Origin of the sequence: Kitasatospora sp. NPDC049285, assembly GCF_040678815.1 — a bacterium.
Lineage (GTDB): Bacteria > Actinomycetota > Actinomycetes > Streptomycetales > Streptomycetaceae > Kitasatospora.
On the sequence record NZ_JBFAQR010000016.1, the window covers coordinates 92232 to 115904 of the forward strand.

A 23673-nucleotide genomic window follows, 5' to 3' on the forward strand; every position below is an offset into this window, starting at 1 on the left:
CCGACTGGTGATCGCTGCACGACGGCCCGCTGCGTGAGGAACTGGCGCGGCGGGCCGCGCCGTGGAGCGGTCCGGATCCGAATCTTCTCCAAGCGATTGAGGTAGTAGACCGTGAGCACCCCCACCATCGGAGTCCTGGCCCTCCAGGGCGACGTCCGCGAGCACCTGGTCGCGCTCGCCGCCGCCGACGCGCTGGCCCGCCCGGTCCGCCGCCCCGAGGAGCTCGCCGAGGTCGACGCCCTGGTGATGCCGGGCGGCGAGTCCACCACCATCTCCAAGCTGGCCGTGCTGTTCGGCCTGATGGACCCGCTGCGCGCGCGGGTCGCGGCCGGCATGCCGGTCTACGGCACCTGCGCAGGGATGATCATGCTGGCCGACAAGATCCTCGACGGCCGGGACGACCAGGAGACCGTCGGCGGCATCGACATGACGGTGCGGCGCAACGCGTTCGGCCGGCAGAACGAGTCCTTCGAGACCGCGATCCCGTTCGCCGGGCTGCCCGGCGACCCGGTCACCGGCGTCTTCATCCGGGCCCCGTGGGTCGAGGCGGTCGGCGCGGGCGTCGAGGTGCTGGCCGAGGTCCCGGCCGCCGACGGCCCGGACGCCCGGATCGTCGCCGTCCGCCAGGGCAACCTGCTGGCCACCTCGTTCCACCCGGAGCTGACCGGCGACCACCGGGTGCACGAGTACTTCGTCCGCATGGTCGAGGCTGCCGCGCGGTGACCGTGCGCCACCTCAGGGTGGCGGCACCGGTAAGATCTCCCCTGTTCATTTCCCTGTTGGCGACGAAAAGGAGCTGGCGATGTCCGGCCACTCTAAGTGGGCTACCACCAAGCACAAGAAGGCCGTGATCGACGCCAAGCGCGGCAAGCTCTTCGCCAAGATGATCAAGAACATCGAGGTGGCGGCGCGCACCGGCGGCGGCGACCCCGCGGGCAACCCCACGCTCTACGACGCCATCCAGAAGGCCAAGAAGAGCTCCGTCCCGATCGACAACATCAACCGCGCCGTCAAGCGCGGTTCCGGTGCCGAGGCAGGCGGCGCCGACTACTCGACGATCATGTACGAGGGCTACGGCCCGAACGGCGTGGCCGTCCTGATCGAGTGCCTCACCGACAACCGCAACCGCGCGGCCTCCGACGTCCGCGTCGCGATGACCCGCAACGGCGGCAACATGGCGGACCCGGGCTCGGTCTCCTACCTGTTCACCCGCAAGGGCGTGGTGATCGTCCCCAAGGCCGACGGCGTGGACGAGGACAAGATCCTGGACGTCGTGCTGGACGCCGGCGCCGAGGAGGTCAACGACCTGGGCGAGGCCTTCGAGGTGATGTCCGAGGCCACCGACATGGTCGCCGTGCGCACCGCCCTGGTCGACGCCGGCATCGACTACGACTCCGCCGACGCCAACTTCGTGCCCAGCATGCAGGTGGAGCTGGACGCCGACGGCGCCCGCAAGATCTTCAAGCTGATCGACGCCCTCGAGGACAGCGACGACGTGCAGAACGTCTTCGCCAACTTCGACGTGTCGGACGAGATCATGGCCGAGCTGGACGCCTGACCGTCCGTCGGCTTCTCCGCCCGGCGGCCCCTCGCGGCCGCCGGGCGGAGGCGTGTCCGGGGCCGGTTGTCGGTGCCTGGCGGTAGCCTGCGCAGGTCGGGCGGTCGGAGAGAGGCGGGGCTGTGCGGGTGCTGGGCGTGGACCCCGGACTGACCAGGTGCGGTGTCGGGGTGGTCGAGGGCTTGCCCGGGCGGCAGTTGAAGATGCTCGGGGTCGGCGTGGTGCGCACCCCGGCGGAGGACGAGATCGGCCCGCGACTGCTCCGGATCGAGCAGGGGCTGGAGGAGTGGCTCGACCACTACTCGCCCGAACTCGTCGCGGTGGAGCGGGTGTTCGCGCAGCACAACGTCCGCACCGTGATGGGCACGGCGCAGGCCTCGGCGGTCGCGGTGCTGTGCGCCACCCGGCGCGGCATCCCGGTCACCCTGCACACGCCGAGCGAGGTCAAGGCGGCGGTGACCGGCTCCGGGCGGGCCGACAAGGCGCAGGTGACGGCGATGGTGACCCGGCTGCTGCGGCTGGACGCCCCGCCCAAGCCCGCCGACGCCGCGGACGCGCTCGCGCTGGCGATCTGTCACATCTGGCGCGGCGGCAGCACGAACCGCCTGACGGCGGCGATCCGGGCGCACGGCACCGGGGGGTCCTGGCACGGCCGGGTCAACCAGCAGGGGCGCGGGGCGTCCGAGCACAGCGGCCCTGACGGGCGACCGCCCGCAGCCGCCGGAACCATCGAGAGGGAGCAAGCGCCATGATCGCCTTTGTCCAGGGGCCCGTCGCAGTGGTGGGACACGGGGTGGCCGTGGTGGAGGTGGGCGGCGTCGGGATGGCGGTGCAGTGCACGCCCACAACGCTGGCGACCCTGCGGGTGGGGGAGGTGGCGCGGCTGTCGACCTCCCTGGTGGTGCGGGAGGACTCGCTGACGCTGTTCGGGTTCGTGGACGACGACGAGCGGGCCACCTTCGAGGTGCTGCAGGCCGCGCCGGGGGTCGGGCCGAAGCTGGCGCAGGCGATCCTCGGGGTGCACTCGCCCGAGGCGTTGCGGGTGGCGGTGGCGAGCGGGGACGAGAAGTCGCTGATCGCGGTGCCGGGGATCGGCAAGGCGAAGGCGGCGAAGCTGCTGCTGGAGTACAAGGACAAGCTGGGGGCGCCGCACGGCACGGTGCCCGCGCAGAAGCCGATCGTCTCGGGCCCGGCGCCCTGGCAGGACCAGCTGCACGCGGCTCTGGTGGGGCTGGGCTACGCTCCGCGGGAGGCCGACGAGGCGGTGGCCGCGGTGACGCCGGAGGCGCAGGCGCAGGCCAATCCGGACGTGGGCGCGCTGCTGCGGCTCGCGCTGCGGGGGCTGAACCGCACCCGCTGAGCGTCGAAGGGCGCTAGAGCAACCTGACGATCAGTCATCATGTCGACATTGGAGAGCCGTTCCCGATGACCCCGTACGAGTCCGATCCCGTTGACCGTCTGGTGGCGGCGTCCGCCGACGGCGAGGACCAGGCGGTGGAGGCGGCGCTGCGGCCGAAGCTGCTGGACGAGTTCATCGGGCAGGAACGGGTGCGCGAGCAGCTGTCGCTGGTGCTGCAGGCGGCCCGCAAGCGCGGGGCGGCCCCCGACCACGTGCTGCTGAGCGGTCCGCCCGGGCTGGGGAAGACCACCCTGTCGATGATCATCGCGGCGGAGCTGGGCGCCCCGATCCGGATCACCTCGGGCCCGGCCATCCAGCACGCCGGGGACCTGGCGGCGATCCTCTCCTCGCTGAGCGAGGGCGAGGTGCTGTTCCTCGACGAGATCCACCGGATGTCCCGGCCGGCCGAGGAGATGCTCTACATGGCGATGGAGGACTTCCGGGTCGACGTGATCGTCGGCAAGGGCCCGGGGGCGACCGCCATCCCGCTGGAGCTGCCGCCGTTCACCCTGGTCGGCGCGACCACCCGGGCCGGCCTGCTGCCGCCGCCGCTGCGCGACCGCTTCGGCTTCACCGGGCACATGGAGTTCTACGCCCCGGCCGAGCTGGAGCGGGTGGTGCACCGCTCGGCGGGCCTGCTCGACGTGGACATCGACCCGGCCGGCGCGGCGGAGATCGCCGGCCGCTCGCGCGGCACGCCGCGGATCGCCAACCGGCTGCTGCGCCGGGTCCGGGACTTCGCGCAGGTCCGGCACGACGGGCTGGTCACCCGGCAGATCGCCGAGCGGGCGCTCGAGGTGTACGAGGTGGACGCCCGCGGCCTGGACCGGCTGGACCGGGCGGTGCTGGAGGCGCTGCTGAAGCTGTTCGGCGGCGGCCCGGTGGGCCTGTCCACGCTGGCGGTCGCGGTCGGCGAGGAGGCCGAGACGGTCGAGGAGGTGGCGGAGCCGTTCCTGGTGCGCGAGGGACTGCTGGCGCGCACCCCGCGGGGCCGGATCGCCACCGCCGCGGCCTGGCAGCACCTGGGCCTGACCCCGCCGCAGGCGGTCCGCGCGCCGCGTCCGGCGCAGAGCGAACTGTGGGCCGACGGGCAGGAGTGAAGTCCCGGGGCGGGCGGGAGCGGACCGGTGCTCCTTATCCAGGGATTATGTGCATGCCAAGGCTCGCCACTTTCGGCGGCGCACTGGCATGCTTGGCGTTGTCCGTTCAGTGCGGGTCGCCTAGACTCCGCCGGACCGCCCCTCTCACCCGACGGGCCGACGTACACGCACTGGCCGCCTGCAGGGCGGCCGTAAAGGACCCTGGCTGTGGCTAACCTCATCATCCTCATCCTCCCGCTCCTGGCGATCTTCCTGATGTTCCGCTCGCAGAAGAAGCGCCAGGCGCAGCAGCAGACCATGCAGACGGCGCTGCAGGCGGGTTCGGGCGTGCGGACCATCGGCGGCATGTACGCCCTGGTCAAGGCGGTCAACGAGGAGACCGTCGAGCTGGAGATCGCTCCCGGCGTCGTCGCGCACTACACCAAGGGCGCCATCGCGGCCGTCCTGGAGCCGCTGGAGTACGACGCGATCATCAACGGTCGTCCCGCCGAGGACGCCGAGCCGGAGGCCGTCGAGGCCGAGGACGCGGACGAGAAGCCGCTGAGCCTCGCCAAGGACGACGCCCCGGCCGACGGTGAGGCTCCCGAGAGCAAGTAGTACGGTCGGGGTCACCCTCGACCGGCGGCAATCCGCCGCAAGCCCACAGGACCTCTTGGGCCGTCGTGCGTCCGCCTCCTCCGGCTCCGCCCCGCGCGGGGCCGGTGGCCGGTCGCGGGGCGGCATGGACAGGGAGAAACGAGCAAGGTGGCAACACCCAAGTCGCGGTCGCGCGACGGATACCCGGGGCGGGCGCTGGCGCTCATCCTGGTGGTCACCGTCGGACTGGTGGCCCTCATGTTCGGGACGGGCTACACCAAGCCGCGTCTCGGTATCGACCTCGCCGGTGGCACCAGCGTCACGCTGACCGCCAAGTCGGACGACCCCGCCGCCATCAACAAGTCCAACCTGGACATCGCGGTCGGGATCATCCAGAAGCGCGTCAACGGCATGGGCGTGTCCGAGGCTGAGGTCCAGACGCAGGGCAACAGCAACATCATCGTCAACATCCCCGACGGTGGTAACACGCAGCAGTCGATCGACAAGGTCGGCGACACCGCCAAGCTCTACTTCCGCCCGGTGCTGGCCCTGGCCCCGACCGGCGTGCAGGCGCAGCCCTCGCCGTCCGCCCCGGCCTCCGGCTCGCCGGCCGCCGGCTCCTCGCCGAGCGCGAGCGCCGCCGCGTCCGCGGGTGCGGGCTCCGCCTCGCCGAGCGCCTCCGCCTCCAAGGCCGGCCGCGCGCTCTCCGGCGCCCTGCAGGCCGACCCGAGCAGCTCCGCCTCCGCGCCCGCCTCGGGCAGCCCCTCGGCCGCCGCCTCCGGTGCGCCGAGCGCCGCCGCGTCCGCCCCGAGCGCCGCCGACATGAGCGCCGCGATGACCCAGGGCACCGTCCCGGCCGAGCTGCAGCAGCAGTTCACCGCGCTGGACTGCTCGAACCAGGCGCAGCGCCTCAACTACCAGAAGAGCAACGACCCGAACGCGGCCACCGTGGCCTGCTCGTACAACGCCGAGCAGGGCCTCTGGTACAAGTTCGCGCTCGGCGGTGTCTCGGTGAACGGCTCGGACGTCTCCAAGGCGCAGGCCGTCTTCGACACCCAGAACGGCTCCGGCTGGATGGTTCAGCTGTCCTTCGACGACGCCGGCTCCAAGGCCTTCGCCGACACCACCGGCAAGCTCGCCACCCAGGCCACCCCGGCCAACCAGTTCGCGATCGTGCTGGACGGCCAGGTCGTCTCGCACCCGTACGTGAAGGAGTCGATCAGCGGCGGCAGCGCCGTGATCTCCGGCTCCTTCACCCAGCAGGACGCCAAGGAGCTGGCCAACGTGCTCAGCTACGGCGCGCTCCCGCTGGACTTCGTGAAGAGCGACGTCACCACCGTCTCCCCGCAGCTCGGCTCCGAGCAGCTGAAGGCCGGTCTGATCGCCGGTCTGATCGGCATGGCCCTGGTGGTCCTGTACTCGCTGATCTACTACCGCGGCCTCGGCCTGGTCTCGATCGGCGGTCTGGTGGTCTCCGCGGTCCTCACCTACGCGATCATGAGCCTGCTCGGCGCGGGCATCGGCTTCGCGCTGAACCTGCCCGCGGTCTGCGGCGCGATCGTCGCGATCGGCATCACCGCGGACTCCTTCATCGTGTACTTCGAGCGCATCCGCGACGAGGTCCGCGAGGGCGCCCAGCTGCGGGCCGGTGTGCAGCGCGCCTGGCCGCGCGCCCGACGCACCATCCTGGTCTCGGACTTCGTCTCCTTCCTGTGTGCCGCGGTGCTGTACCTGGTCTCGGTCGGCAAGGTCCAGGGCTTCGCGTTCACCCTCGGCCTGACCACCCTGCTCGACGTCGTGGTGATCTTCCTGTTCACCAAGCCGCTGATCACCCTGCTGGCGCGCACCAAGTTCTTCGCCAGCGGCCACCCGTGGTCCGGCCTGGACCCGAAGCGGCTCGGCGCCCGGTCGCCGATCCGCGGCTCCCGCCGCCGTCCGGCCCCGTCCCAGACCCAGGAGGTCTGACCCATGTCGCTCCGCAACATCGGTCACCGGCTCTACCAGGGCGAGATCTCGTTCGACTTCGTCGGCAAGCGGAAGATCTGGTACTCGATCTCCGGCGTGATCGTCCTGGTCGCCGCGATCGGCCTGGCGATGGGCCTGCACCTGGGCATCGAGTTCAAGGGCGGCTCGGTGTACACCGTGCACAAGCCCGGACTGACGGTCTCCCAGGCCAAGGACGCCGCCAACAAGATCATCAACTCGAACACCGCGCTGGTGCAGACCACCGACAAGGGCGACGTCCGGGTGCAGATCAGCGCCGAGTCCTCGATCTCGGCGACCACCTTCACCAAGCAGTTCTCGGAGGCCGTCGGCGTCCAGGAGAAGGACGTCAACGCCCAGGTGATCGGCCCCTCCTGGGGTCAGGACATCTCCAAGAAGGCGCTGACCGGCCTGATCATCTTCATGGTCCTGGTCACCGTCTACATGGCGATCGCCTTCGAGTGGCGGATGGCGATGGCCGCCCTGGTCGCCCTGATCCACGACCTCCTGATCACCATCGGCGTCTACGCCCTGGTCGGCTTCGAGGTCACCCCGGGCACCGTGATCGGCTTCCTGACCATCCTCGGCTACTCGCTCTACGACACGGTCGTCGTCTTCGACACCGTGAAGGAGAACACCCGGGGCCTGACCAAGCAGAGCCGCCGCACCTACAGCGAGGCCGCCAACCACGGCCTCAACCAGACCCTGGTGCGCTCCATCAACACCACGGTCGTCGCCCTGCTCCCGGTCTCCGCCCTGCTGTTCATCGGTGGCGGCATCCTCGGCGCGGGCACCCTGAACGACATCTCGCTCGCCCTCTTCATCGGCCTCGCGGCCGGCGCCTACTCCTCGATCTGCGTCGCCACCCCGCTGCTCGCGCAGCTCAAGGAGCAGACCCCGGACATGAAGGCGCTCGCCAAGCGGGTCGCCCAGCGCCGCGCCTCCGAGGCCAAGGCCGCGGCCGAGGCGGAGGCCCGCGGCGAGACCCTCGACGCGGACGACGACGCCGAGGACGAGGTGGCGGCCGGTATGGTCGGACAGCGTAACCAGCCGGTCAGCCGCTCCCGCAACAAGGGACGCCCGTCCGGCAAGCGCTGACGTCCTCGCCTAAGGAACCCCCGTGACCTCCACCACCGACCCCGCCCTGGCCGAGCTGCTCACCAGCCGGATCCGGGACGTCGCCGACTACCCCAAGCCGGGTGTGCTGTTCAAGGACATCGCCCCGCTGCTCGCCGACGCCGAGGCGTTCGGCGCGCTCACCCGGGCGCTGGCCGCCCGGGCGAAGGAACTCGGCGCCACCAAGGTGGTCGGACTGGAGGCGCGGGGGTTCGTGCTGGCCGCCCCCGCGGCCTTCGCGGCCGGGCTCGGCTTCGTGCCGATCCGCAAGAAGGGCAAGCTGCCCGGCGAGGTGTTCGCCCGCTCGTACGACCTGGAGTACGGGTCGGCGACGCTGGAGGTGCAGTGCGACGCGTTCGAGCCCGGTGAGAAGGTGCTGGTCGTCGACGACGTGCTGGCCACCGGCGGGACCATCGCGGCCTCCCTCGACCTGGTGCAGGAGGCCGGCGCGGAGCTGGTCGGCGTGGTGGTCCTGATGGAGCTCGGTTTCCTCCCGGGGCGCGAGCGGTTGGTTTCGCACCTGCACGGCGCGCCGTTGGAGACGCTGGTGCTGGTGTGACGGATCGGCCCTGAGAGCCGCCCGGGAACAGATCCTGTTCGCGGGCGGCTTTCTGCTAGGCGGCGTTCCGGTCAGCGATCGACCCTCCCGCCGCCGGTACGATGAAGGTTGATCCGTGTCCAGGTAGGAGTGTCCTTGCCCGACGAGGTTGTGCCCACGGCTGCGACTGCCAGTTCCCGTCCTTCGCCCGGCGGGATGCGGGCTCGCCTTGCGCGGTTGGGCGGTCAGCGCAGTTCCACGGTCAACCCGGTGCTGGAGCCGCTGTTCCGGACCATCCGGGCGGGCGACCCGAAGGCCGACCCGGCGCTGCTGAAGGACATCGAGAGCGCGTACGCGGTCGCCGAGAAGTGGCACCGCGGGCAGAAGCGCAAGAGCGGCGACCCGTACATCACGCACCCGCTGGCGGTCGCGACCATCCTGGCCGAGCTGGGGATGGACGCGCCGACGCTGATGGCCGGCCTGCTGCACGACACCGTGGAGGACACCGACTACGGGCTGGAGACGCTGCGGCGGGACTTCGGCGACTCGGTGGCGCTGCTGGTCGACGGCGTGACCAAGCTGGACCGGGTGAAGTTCGGCGAGGCCGCGCAGGCGGAGACCGTCCGCAAGATGGTCGTGGCGATGGCCAAGGACCCGCGGGTCCTGGTGATCAAGCTCGCCGACCGGCTGCACAACATGCGCACGATGCGGTACCTGAAGCGGGAGAAGCAGGAGAAGAAGGCCCGCGAGACGCTGGAGATCTACGCCCCGCTGGCGCACCGGCTGGGCATGAACACCATCAAGTGGGAGCTGGAGGACCTGGCCTTCGCCATCCTCTACCCCAAGATGTACGACGAGATCGTCCGGCTGGTGGCCGAGCGCGCCCCGAAGCGCGACGAGTACCTGGCGACCGTGATCGACCAGGTGCAGGGCGACCTGCGCGGGGCGCGGATCACCGCGCAGGTGACGGGCCGTCCGAAGCACTACTACTCGGTCTACCAGAAGATGATCGTCCGGGGCCGGGACTTCGCCGAGATCTACGACCTGGTGGGCATCCGGGTCCTGGTCGACACCGTCCGCGACTGCTACGCGGCGCTGGGCACCATCCACGCGCGGTGGAACCCGGTGCCGGGGCGGTTCAAGGACTACATCGCGATGCCCAAGTTCAACATGTACCAGTCGCTGCACACCACGGTGATCGGTCCCGGCGGCAAGCCGGTCGAGCTGCAGATCCGCACCTTCGACATGCACCGCCGCGCCGAGTACGGCATCGCCGCGCACTGGAAGTACAAGCAGCGGGCGGTGGCGGGCGCGTCCAAGGTGCGCACCGACACGCCGGTGCACGGCCGGCACGACAAGGCCGACGCGGTCAACGAGATGGCCTGGCTGCGGCAGCTGCTGGACTGGCAGAAGGAGACCGAGGACCCCAGCGAGTTCCTCGAGTCGCTGCGCTTCGACCTGTCCAGCAACGAGGTGTTCGTCTTCACCCCGAAGGGCGACGTGATAGCGCTGCCCGCGCAGGCCACCCCGGTGGACTTCGCGTTCGCGGTGCACACCGAGGTCGGCTACCGCTGCATCGGCGCCCGGGTGAACGGCCGGCTGGTGCCGCTGGAGTCGACGCTGGAGAACGGCGACACGGTGGAGGTGTTCACCTCCAAGGCGGAGAACGCCGGTCCGTCCCGGGACTGGCTGAGCTTCGTGAAGTCGCCGCGGGCCCGGAACAAGATCCGCGCCTGGTTCTCCAAGGAGCGCCGCGAGGAGGCGATCGAGCAGGGCAAGGAGGCGATCGCCCGGGCGATGCGCAAGCAGGGCCTGCCGATCCAGCGGATCCTCACCGGGGACTCGCTGGTCACGCTGGCCCACGAGATGCGCTACCCGGACATCTCCTCGCTGTACGCGGCGATCGGCGAGGGCCACGTCGCGGCGCAGGCGATCGTGCAGAAGCTGGTCCAGGCGATGGGCGGCGAGGAGGGCGCGGTCGAGGACCTCGCCGAGACCGCCACCCCGTCGCACCAGCCGCGGGCGATGCGCCGCCGGGCCAAGGGCGACCCGGGCGTGATCGTCAAGGGCGTGGACGACGTCTGGGTGAAGCTGGCGCGCTGCTGCACGCCGGTGCCGGGCGACCCGATCGTCGGCTTCGTCACCCGCGGCAACGGAGTCTCGGTGCACCGCGCGGACTGCGTCAACGTGGAGTCCCTGCAGCAGCAGCCCGAGCGGATGATCGAGGTCGAGTGGGCGGCCACCCAGTCCTCGGTCTTCCTGGTGGCCATCCAGGTGGAGGCGCTGGACCGCTCCCGCCTGCTGTCCGACGTCACCCGGGTGCTCTCCGACCAGCACGTCAACATCCTCTCGGCGGCCGTGCAGACCTCCCGCGACCGGGTGGCGATGAGCCGGTTCACCTTCGAGATGGGCGACCCCAAGCACCTGGGGCACGTGCTGAAGGCGGTCCGCGGCGTGGAGGGCGTCTACGACGTGTACCGGGTGACCTCCGCCCGCAAGTAGGCCCGGCGCTCCGGTCGCCGCCCGCCCCCACCCCGCCGAGACTGGCCGGGTGGGGGCGGTCGGCATTTCGGGAGGCAGTGTGACTGGGACTCGGCTGGTGACGGCGGCGGCGGGCGTGGCGGTGGCCGCGCTGGTCGCCGGGTGCGGCACCGGTTCGGACGGGTGGGCCAAGGGCCCGACCCCGAGCCACAGCTCCGCCGCGGTCTCCGCCTCGGCGGCGGCCGCCTCGCAGGGCGCCGCGACCGCGGGCGACAACGGCGTGGCACAGCTGCCCGCCGCGGACATCGTGCAGCGCGCCTCGCAGGCGCTGCGGGACGCCCACGCGGTACGGGCGGCGGGCACGGTCGAGGCGCTGGGCCAGACGATCACCCTGGACCTGCGGCTGGACACCGCCGGCAACTGCAACGGCAGCCTCGGCCTCGGCGGCGAGGGCGGATTCAAGCTGGTGAAGGCCGGGCAGCAGCTCTGGGTCAAGCCAGACCGGGTGTTCTGGGACGCGCACGGCGGCGCCGGGATCGCCGACCTGGTCGGCGACCGCTACCTGAAGACCACCGTCGACGACCCCGACTTCGGCGAGCTCGGCAGCCTCTGCGACCTCGGCGCCCTGGCCGACCAGCTCGGCTCCGACACCGCCTCGCTCACCACCGGCGCCGCCACCACCCTGCGCGGCCTGCCCGCCGTCCCGGTCAGCGGCAGCTCGGACGGCGAGCCCGGCACGCTGTACGTGGCCACGGCCGGCGCGCCGGTGCCGCTGCGGCTGGAGAAGAGCGCGGGCGCGGTGGACTTCACCGACTTCGGCACCCCGGTGCCGTCCGCCACGCCCGGGCCGAACGAGACGGTCGACCTGAACGAGCTGACGCCCGGCTCCTCGCCCTCGACCGTCTGAGCCCCGTCCGCGGGAACGCGCAGGGGCCCCGTCCGTGGCGCGCGGACGGGGCCCCTGGCGGTGCGGTCAGGAGGAGAACTCCTGCAGCGACTTCTGGGCCTGGTCGAGCAGCGCCTGACGGCCCGCCAGGTCGGCCTCCAGCTTGGCGACCTTGGACGCGTTGCCGGCCGCGCGGGCCTTGTCCAGGTCGGCCTGCAGCTTGTCGACGGCGGCCTGCAGCAGGCTGGTCATGCCGGTGGCGCGGGCCTTGGCCTCCGGGTTGGAGCGCTGCCACTCGGCCTCCTCGGCCTCGCGGATCGCCCGCTCGACCGTGGCGAGCCGGCCGTCCAGCTTCGGACGGGCGTCGCGCGGGACGTGGCCGATGGCCTCCCAGCGCTCGGCGACACCGCGCAGCGCGGCCTTGGCGGCCTTCAGGTCGGTGATCGGGAGGATCGCCTCGGCCTCGACCAGCAGGGCCTCCTTGGCCTTCTGGTTCTCGCCCTGCTCGGCGTCACGCTCGGAGAACGCGGAGGACCGGGCCTGGAAGAAGACGTCCTGGGCGCCGCGGAAGCGGGCCCACAGCTCCTCCTCCGCGTCCCGCTGGGCGCGGCCGGCGGACTTCCACTGCGCCATCAGGTCGCGGTAGGCGGCGGCGGTCGGGCCCCACTCGGTGGAGTTGGAGAGCGCCTCGGCCTCGGCGACCAGCTTCTCCTTCACCGCGCGGGCCGACTCGCGCTCCGAGTCGAGCGCCGCGAAGTGCGACTTGCGGTGCTTGGAGAAGACCGAGCGGGCGTGCGAGAAGCGGTGCCACAGCTCGTCGTCGCTCTTGCGGTCCAGCCGCGGCAGCGCCTTCCAGTTGTCCACCAGGGCGCGCAGCCGGTCGCCGGCCTCCCGCCACTGGTTGGACTCGGCCAGCTGCTCGGCCTCGGCGACCAGCGCCTCCTTGGCGGCGCGGGTCTCGTCCTGGGCCTTGGCGCGGGCGGCCTTGCGCTCGCTCTGCCGGGACTCGATCTCACCGGCCAGCGTGTCCAGCCGCTTGGCCAGCGCGTCCAGGTCGCCGACCGCGTGGGCCTCGACCACCTGGGCGCGCAGGTGGTCGAGCGCGGTCTGCGCCTCCTTGGCGGCCAGGTCGGTCTTGCGCACCCGGTGCTCCAGGAGGGCGATCTCCGCCTCCAGGCCCTGGAACTTGCGCTCGAAGTAGGCGAGGGCCTCCTCGGGGGAGCCGGCCTGCCAGGAGCCGACCTGGCGTTCGCCGTCGGCCGTCCTGACGTAGACGTTCCCCTGCTCGTCGACACGGCCCCACGGGTCGCTGGTCACAGCGCCTCCTCCACATGACGCCACACCGCACGGGCGGGGGCGTCGTCCACAGTTGATGTGCGGCGGACCGGTGAAGCCCGCCGTCCCGAGCCGTCGAAAGCTGCGCCGAGGGTGACGGCCGACGGTCTGGGCACCCTATACAACAGCAACATAGGCGACCAGCGCCGGTGCTGTCCGCATCCGGCGCCGGTCGATTTTCGCGGCGGTCAGCCCTTGGCGGCGGTGATGCCGGTGATGTTGACCGGGGTGGCCGGCGGACCGTCGGTGCCGCCGCCCTGGACACCGGCCGCGGCGATCTTCTGCAGCACGTCCAGACCGGCCGTGATCTTGCCGAACGGCGTGTAGTTGGGCGGCAGTTGAGTGTCCTTGTAGACCAGGAAGAACTGGCTGCCGTTGGTGTTCGCGCCGGAGTTCGCCATCGCCACGGTGCCGGCCGGGTAGGTCGCGCCGGTCAGGTTCTCGTCGGTGAACTGGTAACCGGGACCGCCCGATCCGGTGCCGGTCGGGTCGCCGCACTGGAGCACGAAGATGCCGTCCGTGGTGAGGCGGTGGCACTTGGTGCCGTCCCAGAACTTCTCACCCGCCAGGAAGGCGAAGGAGTTGACGGTGTGCGGGGCCTTCGCGGCGTCCAGCGAGAAGCTGACCTTGCCCGCCGAGGTGTCCATCGTCGCCGAGTAGGACGCGGCGGTGTCGATGGTCATCGCCGGCTCCTTGTCCCAGTGCTTGGCGCTCTGGGACGGGGTGGGCGCGGCGGCCGGGGTGGAACTCTTCGGGTCGGAGTCGAACGCCCCGGTGGCGATCAGGCCGGCGCCGGCGGCCACCACGACGGCCAGGGCCCCGGCGACGATCGCGTTGCGCTTCTTGCGCTTGCGGTCCGACGCGGCCCGCGCCTCCACCTGGCGCTCGTACTTCTCGCGGGCGAGCTGCCGCCGCCGCTGTTCGCTGCTGACCACCGGCCGTGTCTCCTAGTAGAACCTGGATTGTCGTGGTGCGGATCATCGCACCCATCGGCGGCCAAGTGTAGGGACCTCGTGCGTCAGTACGGGATCAGCGCCCGATGAGAAAGCCCTGAACGCGCCCGGATATCCGGTTAGCTCGTGGCCCCCCGCCGCCGGTAGGCTGCGGGGAGACCGCATACCGCCACCGCCTGAAACGAAGGACTCGCGTGTTCGTCGCCGGATTCCCCGCTGGGGCCTGGGGCACCAACTGCTACCTGGTCGCTCCCGCCGCCGGTGAGGAGTGCGTGATCGTCGACCCCGGGCACGAAGCGACGCGCGGCGTCGAGGACTTGATCCGCGAGCACCGGTTGAAGCCGGTCGCGGTGCTGCTCACCCACGGGCACATCGACCACATCGCCTCGGTGGTCCCGGTCTGCGGCGCGCAGGGCGTCCCCGCCTGGATCCACCCCGCGGACCGGTACATGATGGCCGACCCCGAGAAGGCCCTGGGCCGCTCGCTCGGCCAGCAGCTGATGGGCTCGCTCACCGTCGGAGAGCCGGACGACGTCCGGGAGTTGACCGACGGCGCGGTGCTGGAACTGGCCGGCCTGCAGCTCACCGTCGACCACGCCCCCGGCCATACCGAGGGGTCGGTGACCTTCCGGACGCCCTCGCAGGACGACATCCCACCGGTGCTGTTCTCGGGCGACCTGCTGTTCGCCGGCTCCATCGGGCGAACCGACCTCCCGGGCGGAGACGGCGGAGCGATCATGCGCTCGCTGGCCCGGGTGTGCCTGCCCCTCGACGACGCGACCGTGGTGCTCTCCGGCCACGGCTCCCAGACCACCATCGGCCGTGAGCGCGCCACCAACCCCTACCTCCAGCAGGCGGCGGGGGCGTCCGGCGCCCCGGCCTTCCCGCGACGAGGAATGTGACGGAAGAGAAGTTGAGCACCTTCACCGCCCCCAAGGGCACCTACGACCTGCTGCCGCCCACTTCGGCGACCTTCCTGGCGATCCGCGAGGCCATCGCCGCCCCCGCGCGGCGGGCGGGCTACGGCTACGTCGAGACCCCGGTCTTCGAGGACGTGAAGCTCTTCTCCCGCGGCGTCGGCGAGTCCACCGACATCGTCACCAAGGAGATGTACAACCTGACCACGCGCGGCGGCGACGAGCTCGCGCTGCGCCCGGAGGGCACCGCCTCGGTGCTGCGCGCCGCCCTCCAGGCCAACCTGCACAAGCAGGGCAACCTCCCGGTCAAGCTCTGGTACTCCGGCTCGTACTACCGCTACGAGCGCGCCCAGAAGGGCCGCTACCGCCAGTTCTCGCAGGTCGGCGCGGAGGCGATCGGCGCCGAGGACCCGGCGCTGGACGCCGAGTTGATCATCCTGGCCGACGACGCCTTCCGCTCGCTCGGGCTGTCGGACTACTCGCTGCTGCTCAACAGCCTCGGCGACAAGCAGTGCCGCCCGGTCTACCGCGCCGCGCTGATCGACTTCCTGTCCGGCCTCGACCTGGACGAGGACACCCGCCGCCGCGCCGAGATCAACCCGCTGCGGGTGCTCGACGACAAGCGCGAGGCGGTGCAGGCCCAGCTCACCGACGCCCCGATGCTGCGCGACTTCCTCTGCGAGGACTGCAAGGCATACGACGAGAAGGTCCGCGAACTGCTGACCCTCGCCGGAGTGGCCTTCACCGACGACCCGAAGCTGGTCCGCGGCCTGGACTACTACACCCGCACCACCTTCGAGTTCGTGCACAACGGCCTCGGCGCGCAGTCCGCGATCGGCGGCGGCGGCCGTTACGACGGCCTCTCCGAGATGATCGGCGGCCCCGCGCTGCCCTCGGTCGGCTGGGCGCTCGGCGTGGACCGCACCTTCCTGGCGCTGGAGGCGGAGGGTGTCGCGCTCGAACTGCCCGCCGCCACCGCGGTGTACGCCGTCGCGCTGAGCGAGGAGGCCAAGACCGTGCTGTTCGCCACCACGGTCGAGCTGCGCCGGGCCGGTGTGGCCACCGACCTGGCGTTCGGCGTCAAGGGCATCAAGAACGCCATGAAATCGGCGGATCGATCCGGCGCCCGGTTCGCCGTGATCGCCGGCGACCGGGACCTCGCCGAGGGCGTGGTCCAGCTCAAGGACATGGAGTCCGGCGAGCAGACCCCCGTCGCCCTCGAGGCGCTCGTCACCACCCTGAAGGAGAAGCAGCTGTGATCCGCACGCACGACGCGGGCACGCTCCGCGCGGAGCACGCCGGCACCACCCTCACCCTGGCCGGCTGGGTGGCCCGCCGCCGTGACCACGGCGGCGTGGCCTTCATCGACCTGCGGGACAGCTCCGGCACCGTGCAGGTCGTGGTCCGCGACCTGGAGTCGGTGCACGGCCTGCGCTCCGAGTACTGCGTCAAGGTGGTCGGCGAGGTCCGGGTCCGCCCCGAGGGCAACGAGAACCCGGAGATCCCGACCGGCGCCGTCGAGGTCGTGGTCGAGTCCATCGAGGTGCTCTCCGAGGCGGCCCCGCTGCCGTTCCAGGTCGCGGAGTACGAGCCCGGCTCGGTCAACGAGGAGGTCCGGCTGCGCTACCGCTACCTGGACCTGCGCCGCGAGGGCCCGGCCCGCGCGCTGCGGCTGCGCTCGAAGGTCAACCACATCATCCGCAACGTGATGGAGGAGAACGACTTCCTCGACATCGAGACGCCGTACCTCACCCGCTCCACCCCCGAGGGCGCCCGCGACTTCCTGGTGCCGGTGCGCCTGCAGCCGGGCCACTGGTACGCGCTGCCGCAGTCCCCGCAGCTGTTCAAGCAGCTGCTGATGGTGGCCGGCATGGAGCGCTACTACCAGATCGCCCGCTGCTTCCGCGACGAGGACTTCCGCGCCGACCGGCAGCCGGAGTTCACCCAGCTCGACATCGAGGCCTCGTTCGTCGACCAGGAGGACATCCTGGCGCTCGGCGAGAAGATCATCGCCGCGATCTGGCAGCAGGTCCACGGCTACGAGATCCCGAACCCGCTGCCCCGGATGACCTACGCCGACGCCATGGCGCGCTACGGCTCGGACAAGCCGGACGTCCGCTTCGGGCAGGAACTCACCGACCTCACCGAGTACTTCAAGGGCACCGAGTTCCGGGTCTTCCAGGCGCCGTACGTCGGCGCGGTGGTCATGCCCGGCGGCGCCTCGCAGCCCCGCAAGCAGCTCGACGCCTGGCAGGACTGGGCCAAGGCGCGCGGCGCCCGCGGCCTGGCCTACGTGCTGGTCGACGCCGAGACCGGCGAGCTGCGCGGCCCGGTCGCCAAGAACCTGTCCGAGGAGCACCTGGCCGGCCTGGCCGCCGCGGCGGGCGCCAAGCCCGGCGACGCGGTGTTCTTCGCGGCCGGCAAGAAGACCCCGTCGCAGGAGCTGCTCGGCGCGGCCCGCCTGGAGATCGGCCGCCGCTGCGCGCTGATCGACGAGTCCCAGTGGGCCTTCCTCTGGGTGGTCGACTTCCCGATGTTCGAGCCGATCGAGGACGACAAGGGCGAGTTCCAGGGCTGGCACGCGGTGCACCACCCGTTCACCGCGCCGACCGCCGAGTCGCTGGCCACCTTCGACACCGACCCGGGCGCGGCCCTCTCCAACGCCTACGACCTGGTGCTCAACGGCTCGGAGCTGGGCGGCGGTTCGATCCGTATCCACCAGCGAGACGTGCAGAAGCGGGCGTTCGACGCGATCGGCCTGTCCGAGGAGGAGGCCGCCTCGCAGTTCGGCTTCCTGCTGGACGCCTTCAACTACGGCCCGCCGCCGCACGGCGGCGTCGCGTTCGGCCTGGACCGGATCGTCACCCTGCTCGGCGGGTACGACACCATCCGGGACGTCATCGCCTTCCCGAAGACCTCCACCGGCGGCGACCCGCTGACCGGCGCCCCCACCGCGATCACCCCGGCACAGCGCCGGGAGGCCGGCGTGGACGCCCAGCCGAAGTCCAAGGAGGCGGCGAAGTCCGAGGCGGAGAGCGCCTCCTGACGCACCGTCCGATCTGACGGGACATCAGGAAGATCACGATTTGCTCCGGCCCCGGGCCGGTGCGGGCCACCCGGCGGTAGGCTCGCACCGCCCGGGGCCGTGATGCTGCACAAGGGGGTGCAGCTGCAAGAAGGGTCAAGGATGACCGTACGAACCAGAGTGGAACTCCCCGCCGACGCCGCGGAGACGCGGCGGGTGCACATGGCGGCCTTCCCAGGCCCCGAAGAGGCGGACCTGGTGGACGCGTTGCGCCGCGACGCCGCCTGGCTGCCCGAACTGTCGCTGGTCGCCGTCGACGAGCGCGGCGTGGTGATCGGGCACGCGCTGCTCACCCGGCTGCGGATCGGCAACGGCAAGGGCCTGGCGCTGGCCCCCGTCGCGGTCGCCCCCGAGTGGCAGCGCAAGGGCGTCGGCAGCGCCGTGGTGCGGGCCGCGCTGGACGCCGCCGCCGAGGCCGGCGAGCGGGTCGTGGTGGTGCTCGGCGAGCCCGGGTACTACGGCCGGTTCGGCTTCACCCCCGCCTCCGGTCACCGCATCAGCGGGCCGTTCGAGGTGCCCGACGCATACTTCCAGGCGCTGCGCCTGCCCGGCGCCGACGGCGCCCCGCACGGCCTGTGCCGCTACCCCTCGCCGTTCGCCGAGGTCTGAGCCGCACTCCGGGCGGGGCCCGGCGTCGAGTTCCGGGAACCCTGGGCCGGAACCCGACCCAGCGTCGTCGCGGGCGACCGGCCGCCACCGGCCGCCCGGAACTGCACCTCCAGGTGCAGTCGGCAGCTCTCCGCGAACGCCGCCATGGCCGGCGTCAGCGGCCGGCCCTGCAGCCAGTACAGGCCGACCCGGCTCGGCGCCAGGCCGCGCACCGGCCGGCAGACCACGTCGGCGCGGGCCGACAGCCGCTCGATCGACTGCGGGGCGAACCCGATGCCCTGCCCGCAGGCCACCGCCGCCAGCCACTCGTCCGCGCTGTGCGCCACCGCGCCGATCCGCGCCGGACGCGCGCCCCGCTCGGGGGCGCCCAGCCAGTAGTCCCGCCACAGGCCGGCCTCCAGCGGGATCGCCACGAACGGCTCGTCCCACAGCTCGTCGGCGTCCAGCACCCGGCGGCCCGCCAGCCGGTGGTCCGCCGCCAGCACCGCCCAGCGCTCCTCGGCGCCCAGTGCCACGTGCGCGTACCGCTCGCCGACCTCCTCCGGGGCGTGCCACAGGGCCAGGTCCAGTTCGCCGGAGGCCAGCCCCGAGGACTCGTCGAACCAGCTGTTCTGCCGCATCCGCAGCCGCCAGCCCGGCATCCGGCGGGCGAAGTCCTCCACCGCGGCCCGGCTCACCAGGTTGATGGTGCTGCCCTCGAAGCCCACCCGCAGCTCCCCGCCGGCCGCCGCCCAGCGGGTCGCCCGCAGCGCCTCCTCCCAGCGCTCCAGCAGCCCCCGGGCCCGCGCCGCCAGCTCGGAGCCCGCCGCGGTCGGCACCATCCCGGCCCGCGAGCGCACGAACAGCTCCACCCCCAACTGGAGCTCCAGCGCCCGGATCTGCTTGGTCAGCGTGGGCTGGCTGACGCCGAGGCGGGCGGCCGCCGCGGTCAGCTGACCCTCCTCGCAGACCACCGCGAGGTAGCGCAGCATCCGGGTGTCTATGTCCATGCCCACAGGCTATGGACAAAGGCATTGGACCGGGCACCCGGGGGTGTACCAGAGTTGCCCAGCCAACCCGGTGGGGTTGCACCGGCGGTCACGGGGGGCTGCCGGTGCCCCCACCGGTTGTGCCCGGCGGGACACCCACCGGCCGCGTCCGACCTGCGCGGGAGCCTGACCGACCGTAGCCTGAGGGATCGTCAGCGGCACGGTTCATCGGAGGGCACACAGTGGCGGAACCCAAGCGCGCCAAGCGGACCGGCCCGAACGCGGCCAAGCCGAAGCGGATGCCGAAGCGGATCTACGAACCCGAACTGCTCCGCCTCCAGCACGAACTGGTGAAGATGCAGGAGTGGGTGCGCAGCACCGGCGTCCGGATGGTGGTGGTCTTCGAGGGCCGCGACGCGGCCGGCAAGGGCGGTGCGATCAAGCGCGTCACCGAGTACCTCAACCCGCGCATCGCCCGGGTCGCGGCGCTGCCCGCCCCCACCGAACGCCAGCGCGGCCAGTGGTACTTCCAGCGCTACGTCGAACAGCTGCCCGCCGCCGGGGAGATGGTCCTGTTCGACCGCTCCTGGTACAACCGGGCCGGGGTGGAGAAGGTGATGGGCTTCTGCACCGACGAGGAGTACTGGCAGTTCCTGCACCAGTGCCCGACCTTCGAGCGGATGCTGATCGAGGCCGGCATCCTGCTGCGCAAGTACTGGTTCTCGGTCAGCGACATCGAACAGGAGCGCCGCTTCCGCGACCGGCTGGACGACCCGATGCGGCAGTGGAAGCTCTCCCCGATGGACGTCGAGTCGATCTCGCGCTGGGAGGACTACTCCCGCGCCAAGGACGAGATGTTCGTCTACACCGACATCCCCGAGGCGCCGTGGAACGTGGTCGAGAGCGACGACAAGCGGCGGGCCCGGATCAACATGATCGCCCACCTGCTGTCCTCCGTCCCGTACCACGAGGTGGTCCGCCCGGCCGTCACGCTGCCGCCCCGGCCGAAGCCGCGCGGCTACCAGCGGCCCCCGCGCGACCTGCAGAAGTACGTCTTCGACCACGCGGGCACCCTGTTGCCGCACTGACCGGGCGGTGGACGCCCCCGGTTGACCCCGGTGCGCGGGCGGGCGTGCGATGGAGACAGGCGGGGGCGGGCCGCCGCCCCCGCGCACTGGGACGGAGGCTGTCCTCATGTTCGTCCGTACCGTCTACGCCACCGGGGACCCGGCGCTGCTGGAGGAGAGCCTGGACGGCCTGCGGGCCGAATCGGTCAAACTCCTCTCCGGCCAACCCGGCTACCGGGGTTACGGCCTGTTCGCCAACCGGCAGCTCGGCACCCTCACCATGGGGTCCTGGTGGGAGACCGCCGAGGCCGAGGCCGCCAGCGACGCCGAACTGCGCGAGCGCCGCAACACCCTGCTGGTGCCGTTCGCCGCGACCGTCGCCGTCAACACCTGGGAGGCCGTGGTCGCCGACCCCGGCCAGGCGGTCGAGAACGGCGGCTTCCGGCTGGTCCGTTTCGCTTTCGAGCCCGGCACGCTCGACCAGGTGGTCAAGGGCTTCAGCGAGAGCGGCCTGAGCGGCGTCCGCGAGATCGACGGCTACGTCGGCGCGGCGATGCTGATCGACCGTGGGAAGAGCATCGGCACGGTCGGCGCGATCTTCGCCGACCGCCAGGCCTTCGAAGCCTCCCGCGGCCCCCAGTCCGAACTGCGCTCCCGTGCCTCCAAGGCGTCTGGCACCACGATCTACGGGTTGGAGGAGTTCGACGTCGTCCTGCTGGACCGCCCGCAATAACGCCACGCCACGGCCTGTCCGCGGCAGCGCATAGGCTTGGCTCTCGTGGACGAGCCCGACCTTTTCACGCATGCCGCCGAGGAACGCCAGGCCACCGAGCCGGGGCGCGCCCCGCTCGCGGTCCGGATGCGCCCCCGCACGCTCGACGAGGTCGCAGGACAGCAGAAGCTGCTCAAGGACGGTTCGCCGCTGCGCCGGCTGGTCGCCGGGTCCCGCGGGCCGGCCGCCACCAGCTCGGTGATCCTCTGGGGGCCGCCGGGGACGGGCAAGACCACCCTCGCGCACGTGATCAGCCAGGCCGTCGAGGGCCGGTTCGTCGAACTCTCCGCGATCACCGCCGGCGTCAAGGAGGTCCGCGCGGTGATCGAGGGCGCTCGCCGCGCCGTCGGCATGAGCGGCCGCGAGACCGTGCTCTTCCTCGACGAGATCCACCGCTTCTCCAAGGCCCAGCAGGACTCGCTGCTGCCCGCCGTGGAGAACCGCTGGGTGACGCTGATCGCCGCCACCACCGAGAACCCGTACTTCTCGGTGATCTCGCCGCTGCTCTCCCGCTCGCTGCTGCTCACCCTGGAGTCGCTCACCGACGAGGACGTCCGCACCCTGCTGCGCCGCGCGGCCACCGACGAGCGGGGGCTGGCGGGCGCGGTCGAGCTCGGCCCGGAGGCCGAGGACCACCTGGTCCGGCTGGCCGGGGGCGACGCCCGGCGGGCGCTGACCACGCTGGAGGCGGCGGCCGGGGCGGCGCTGGAGCAGGGCGAGCGGGTGCTCACGCTGGCGATGACGGAGACCGCCGTCGACCAGGCCGCGGTGCGCTACGACCGCGACGGCGACCAGCACTACGACGTCGCCAGCGCGCTGATCAAGTCGATCCGGGGCAGCGACGTCGACGCCACCCTGCACTACCTGGCGCGGATGATCGAGGCGGGGGAGGACCCGCGGTTCATCGCCCGGCGGCTGATGATCTCGGCCAGCGAGGACGTCGGCCTGGCCGATCCGACGGCCCTCCAGACGACGGTCGCGGCGGCCCAGGCGGTGGCGCTGATCGGCTTCCCGGAGGCCCGGATCATCCTGGCCGAGGCGGCCATCGCGCTGGCCCTGGCGCCGAAGTCGAACGCCGCCTACCTGGCGATCGACGCGGCCCTGGCGGACGTCCGGCAGGGCCTGGCGGGGGCGGTGCCCTCCCACCTGCGGGACGCGCACTACGGCGGGGCGCAGAAGCTCGGCCACGGCAAGGGCTACCAGTACCCGCACGACCTGCCGGAGGGCATCGCCGCGCAGCAGTACGCGCCGGACACCGTGCACGGCCGGGAGTACTACAAGCCGACCCGGCGCGGCGGCGAGGCCCGCTACGCGGAGATCGCGGAGTGGACCAGGGCGCGGCTCAGGGGCGAGTGAGCACCCTGTAGACTTCGTCGTTGAGTGTCCCGGGCCAGGGGCTCCCCAGGGAGCGACCGGCCGCACCAGCGGGACATCGACCGGAGGGGTTCCGTCACGGAACGCCTCCAGGAGCGGCGCGCACCGGCCTTCGGTGTCGCGCGGGTGTCCACCTCGGTGGCCCCTCGTGTGCAAGCACATAGTGCCCGGTCGCGGAGAGCGGCTGACCTTCCGGCGACGGACGGTTTTTCTCCGGACCGCGAGAAGCGTCCTCCGTCAACACCTGGTGACAGCCGTATCGAACAGGAAAAGGAAACATGGCGAACCAGAAGCGCCCCAAGGTCAAGATCGCCCGTGCACTCGGCGTTCCGCTGACCCCGAAGTCCGTCAAGTACTTCGAGGCCCGCCCGTACCCGCCCGGCCAGCACGGCCGTGGCCGCAAGCAGAACTCTGACTACAAGGTCCGTCTGACCGAGAAGCAGCGTCTGCGCGCGCAGTACGACCTCAGCGAGAAGCAGATGGCGCGTGCCTTCGAGGCCGCCAAGAAGGTCGAGGGCAAGACCGGTGAGGCGCTCGTCGCCCTGCTGGAGGTCCGCCTCGACTCCCTGGTGCTGCGTTCGGGCATCGCCCGCACCATCTACCAGGCCCGTCAGATGGTCGTGCACGGTCACATCGAGGTCAACGGCTCGAAGGTCAACAAGCCGTCGTTCCAGATGAAGCCGGGCTACGTCGTCACGGTGAAGGAAAAGTCCAAGGAGAAGGTCCCCTTCCAGGTGGCTCGCGAGGGCGGCAACGCCGGCGAGGGCCAGACCCCGAAGTACCTCGAGGTCAACCTGAAGGCCCTGGCCTTCCGCCTGGACCGCGCGCCGCAGCGCCGCGAGGTTCCGGTCGTCTGCGACGAGCAGCTCGTCGTCGAGTACTACTCGCGCTGACCCGCGAGCGGAACGCCCCCTCGGTCCTCGGACCGCGGGGGCGTTTCCCGTTTCCGGGTGTCC

General features: G+C 71.8%; 21 protein-coding genes and 1 pseudogene. 19 read left to right on the plus strand and 3 right to left on the minus strand.

Annotated elements, in window-relative coordinates:
* The first annotated feature begins 111 nt into the window (after nt 1–111).
* The 11 genes and pseudogenes from pdxT (at nt 112) to AB0K51_RS13890 (ending at nt 11658) form a co-directional block, all read left to right on the plus strand.
* Nucleotides 112–723 (plus strand): pyridoxal 5'-phosphate synthase glutaminase subunit PdxT, encoded by a 612-nt coding sequence (pdxT, locus tag AB0K51_RS13840; RefSeq protein ID WP_363453995.1) that lies wholly within the window; start codon nt 112–114, stop codon nt 721–723.
* A gap of 79 nt (nt 724–802) precedes the next feature.
* Nucleotides 803–1558 (plus strand): YebC/PmpR family DNA-binding transcriptional regulator, encoded by a 756-nt coding sequence (locus AB0K51_RS13845; protein WP_363453997.1) that lies wholly within the window; start codon nt 803–805, stop codon nt 1556–1558.
* A 122-nt stretch (nt 1559–1680) separates the two neighbouring features.
* Nucleotides 1681–2310: a crossover junction endodeoxyribonuclease RuvC gene (gene ruvC, locus AB0K51_RS13850; RefSeq protein WP_363453999.1), complete on the plus strand. Its 630-nt coding sequence runs from the start codon at nt 1681–1683 to the stop codon at nt 2308–2310.
* Complete coding sequence (gene ruvA / locus AB0K51_RS13855) at nt 2307–2918, plus strand: Holliday junction branch migration protein RuvA (RefSeq protein ID WP_363454001.1); 612 nt, start codon at nt 2307–2309, stop codon at nt 2916–2918. Before ruvC ends, ruvA begins: the two co-directional genes overlap by 4 nt.
* A gap of 65 nt (nt 2919–2983) precedes the next feature.
* Nucleotides 2984–4057 carry a Holliday junction branch migration DNA helicase RuvB gene (gene ruvB / locus AB0K51_RS13860; RefSeq protein WP_363454003.1) on the plus strand — a complete coding sequence of 358 codons (1074 nt, stop codon included), beginning with the start codon at nt 2984–2986 and terminating at the stop codon, nt 4055–4057.
* A gap of 207 nt (nt 4058–4264) precedes the next feature.
* Nucleotides 4265–4654 carry a preprotein translocase subunit YajC gene (gene yajC, locus AB0K51_RS13865; RefSeq protein WP_363454005.1) on the plus strand — a complete coding sequence of 130 codons (390 nt, stop codon included), beginning with the start codon at nt 4265–4267 and terminating at the stop codon, nt 4652–4654.
* A 147-nt stretch (nt 4655–4801) separates the two neighbouring features.
* On the plus strand, nt 4802–6598 hold the full coding sequence (gene secD / locus AB0K51_RS13870; protein ID WP_363454007.1) for a protein translocase subunit SecD: 1797 nt from the start codon (nt 4802–4804) through the stop codon (nt 6596–6598).
* Between the two features lie 3 nt (nt 6599–6601).
* On the plus strand, nt 6602–7714 hold the full coding sequence (secF, locus tag AB0K51_RS13875) for a protein translocase subunit SecF (RefSeq protein ID WP_363454009.1): 1113 nt from the start codon (nt 6602–6604) through the stop codon (nt 7712–7714).
* Between the two features lie 22 nt (nt 7715–7736).
* Nucleotides 7737–8291, plus strand: a complete 555-nt coding sequence (locus tag AB0K51_RS13880) for an adenine phosphoribosyltransferase (RefSeq protein ID WP_363454011.1) — start codon at nt 7737–7739, stop codon at nt 8289–8291.
* Between the two features lie 195 nt (nt 8292–8486).
* Nucleotides 8487–10772: pseudogene (locus AB0K51_RS13885) on the plus strand (bifunctional (p)ppGpp synthetase/guanosine-3',5'-bis(diphosphate) 3'-pyrophosphohydrolase); the annotation flags it as partial.
* Between the two features lie 79 nt (nt 10773–10851).
* A complete protein-coding gene (locus AB0K51_RS13890) occupies nt 10852–11658 on the plus strand; it encodes a hypothetical protein (protein ID WP_363454013.1) in 807 nt (268 codons plus the stop codon).
* A gap of 66 nt (nt 11659–11724) precedes the next feature.
* Here the strand turns inward: AB0K51_RS13890 and AB0K51_RS13895 are convergent, their stop codons facing one another.
* Complete coding sequence (locus tag AB0K51_RS13895; RefSeq protein ID WP_363454015.1) at nt 11725–12954, minus strand: DUF349 domain-containing protein; 1230 nt, start codon at nt 12952–12954, stop codon at nt 11725–11727.
* A 206-nt stretch (nt 12955–13160) separates the two neighbouring features.
* Nucleotides 13161–13907, minus strand: a complete 747-nt coding sequence (locus AB0K51_RS13900; protein WP_363454017.1) for a peptidylprolyl isomerase — start codon at nt 13905–13907, stop codon at nt 13161–13163.
* A gap of 212 nt (nt 13908–14119) precedes the next feature.
* Between AB0K51_RS13900 and AB0K51_RS13905 the strand changes: the two genes are divergently transcribed.
* From AB0K51_RS13905 to AB0K51_RS13920, 4 genes are all read left to right on the plus strand, one after another.
* On the plus strand, nt 14120–14827 hold the full coding sequence (locus tag AB0K51_RS13905) for an MBL fold metallo-hydrolase (RefSeq protein ID WP_363454019.1): 708 nt from the start codon (nt 14120–14122) through the stop codon (nt 14825–14827).
* 11 nt (nt 14828–14838) lie between these two features.
* The gene (gene hisS / locus AB0K51_RS13910) at nt 14839–16101 is read left to right on the plus strand and encodes a histidine--tRNA ligase (RefSeq protein ID WP_363454021.1); all 1263 of its coding nucleotides are present in this window, start codon (nt 14839–14841) and stop codon (nt 16099–16101) included.
* On the plus strand, nt 16098–17888 hold the full coding sequence (gene aspS / locus AB0K51_RS13915; protein WP_363454023.1) for an aspartate--tRNA ligase: 1791 nt from the start codon (nt 16098–16100) through the stop codon (nt 17886–17888). The genes hisS and aspS overlap by 4 nt, the downstream gene beginning before the upstream one ends.
* Before the next feature lie 141 nt (nt 17889–18029).
* The gene (locus AB0K51_RS13920) at nt 18030–18536 is read left to right on the plus strand and encodes an N-acetyltransferase (RefSeq protein WP_363454025.1); all 507 of its coding nucleotides are present in this window, start codon (nt 18030–18032) and stop codon (nt 18534–18536) included.
* On the opposite strand, the gene AB0K51_RS13925 is transcribed toward AB0K51_RS13920, so the two are convergent.
* Nucleotides 18509–19525 (minus strand): LysR family transcriptional regulator, encoded by a 1017-nt coding sequence (locus AB0K51_RS13925; RefSeq protein WP_363454027.1) that lies wholly within the window; start codon nt 19523–19525, stop codon nt 18509–18511. The genes AB0K51_RS13920 and AB0K51_RS13925 overlap by 28 nt on opposite strands.
* Before the next feature lie 278 nt (nt 19526–19803).
* Between AB0K51_RS13925 and ppk2 the strand changes: the two genes are divergently transcribed.
* From ppk2 to rpsD, 4 genes are all read left to right on the plus strand, one after another.
* Nucleotides 19804–20592, plus strand: a complete 789-nt coding sequence (gene ppk2 / locus AB0K51_RS13930; protein ID WP_363454061.1) for a polyphosphate kinase 2 — start codon at nt 19804–19806, stop codon at nt 20590–20592.
* 106 nt (nt 20593–20698) lie between these two features.
* Nucleotides 20699–21304, plus strand: a complete 606-nt coding sequence (locus AB0K51_RS13935) for a hypothetical protein (protein WP_363454029.1) — start codon at nt 20699–20701, stop codon at nt 21302–21304.
* A gap of 45 nt (nt 21305–21349) precedes the next feature.
* Entirely contained in the window at nt 21350–22699 is a 1350-nt protein-coding gene (locus tag AB0K51_RS13940) for a replication-associated recombination protein A (RefSeq protein WP_363454031.1), read from the plus strand.
* A gap of 296 nt (nt 22700–22995) precedes the next feature.
* Complete coding sequence (rpsD, locus tag AB0K51_RS13945; RefSeq protein WP_033211599.1) at nt 22996–23610, plus strand: 30S ribosomal protein S4; 615 nt, start codon at nt 22996–22998, stop codon at nt 23608–23610.
* Nucleotides 23611–23673 lie beyond the last annotated feature (63 nt).

Bases quoted from the DNA above. Each gene is read 5' to 3' on its own strand.
- ppk2 (WP_363454061.1), top strand. From the start codon at position 19,804: ATGCCGAAGCGGATCTACGAACCCGAACTGCTCCGCCTCCAGCACGAA.
- AB0K51_RS13935 (WP_363454029.1), top strand. From the start codon at position 20,699: ATGTTCGTCCGTACCGTCTACGCCACCGGGGACCCGGCGCTGCTGGAG.
- ruvA (WP_363454001.1), top strand. From the start codon at position 2,307: ATGATCGCCTTTGTCCAGGGGCCCGTCGCAGTGGTGGGACACGGGGTG.
- AB0K51_RS13920 (WP_363454025.1), top strand. From the start codon at position 18,030: ATGACCGTACGAACCAGAGTGGAACTCCCCGCCGACGCCGCGGAGACG.
- ruvB (WP_363454003.1), top strand. From the start codon at position 2,984: ATGACCCCGTACGAGTCCGATCCCGTTGACCGTCTGGTGGCGGCGTCC.
- AB0K51_RS13925 (WP_363454027.1), bottom strand. From the start codon at position 19,525: ATGGACATAGACACCCGGATGCTGCGCTACCTCGCGGTGGTCTGCGAG.
- AB0K51_RS13845 (WP_363453997.1), top strand. From the start codon at position 803: ATGTCCGGCCACTCTAAGTGGGCTACCACCAAGCACAAGAAGGCCGTG.
- rpsD (WP_033211599.1), top strand. From the start codon at position 22,996: ATGGCGAACCAGAAGCGCCCCAAGGTCAAGATCGCCCGTGCACTCGGC.
- secF (WP_363454009.1), top strand. From the start codon at position 6,602: ATGTCGCTCCGCAACATCGGTCACCGGCTCTACCAGGGCGAGATCTCG.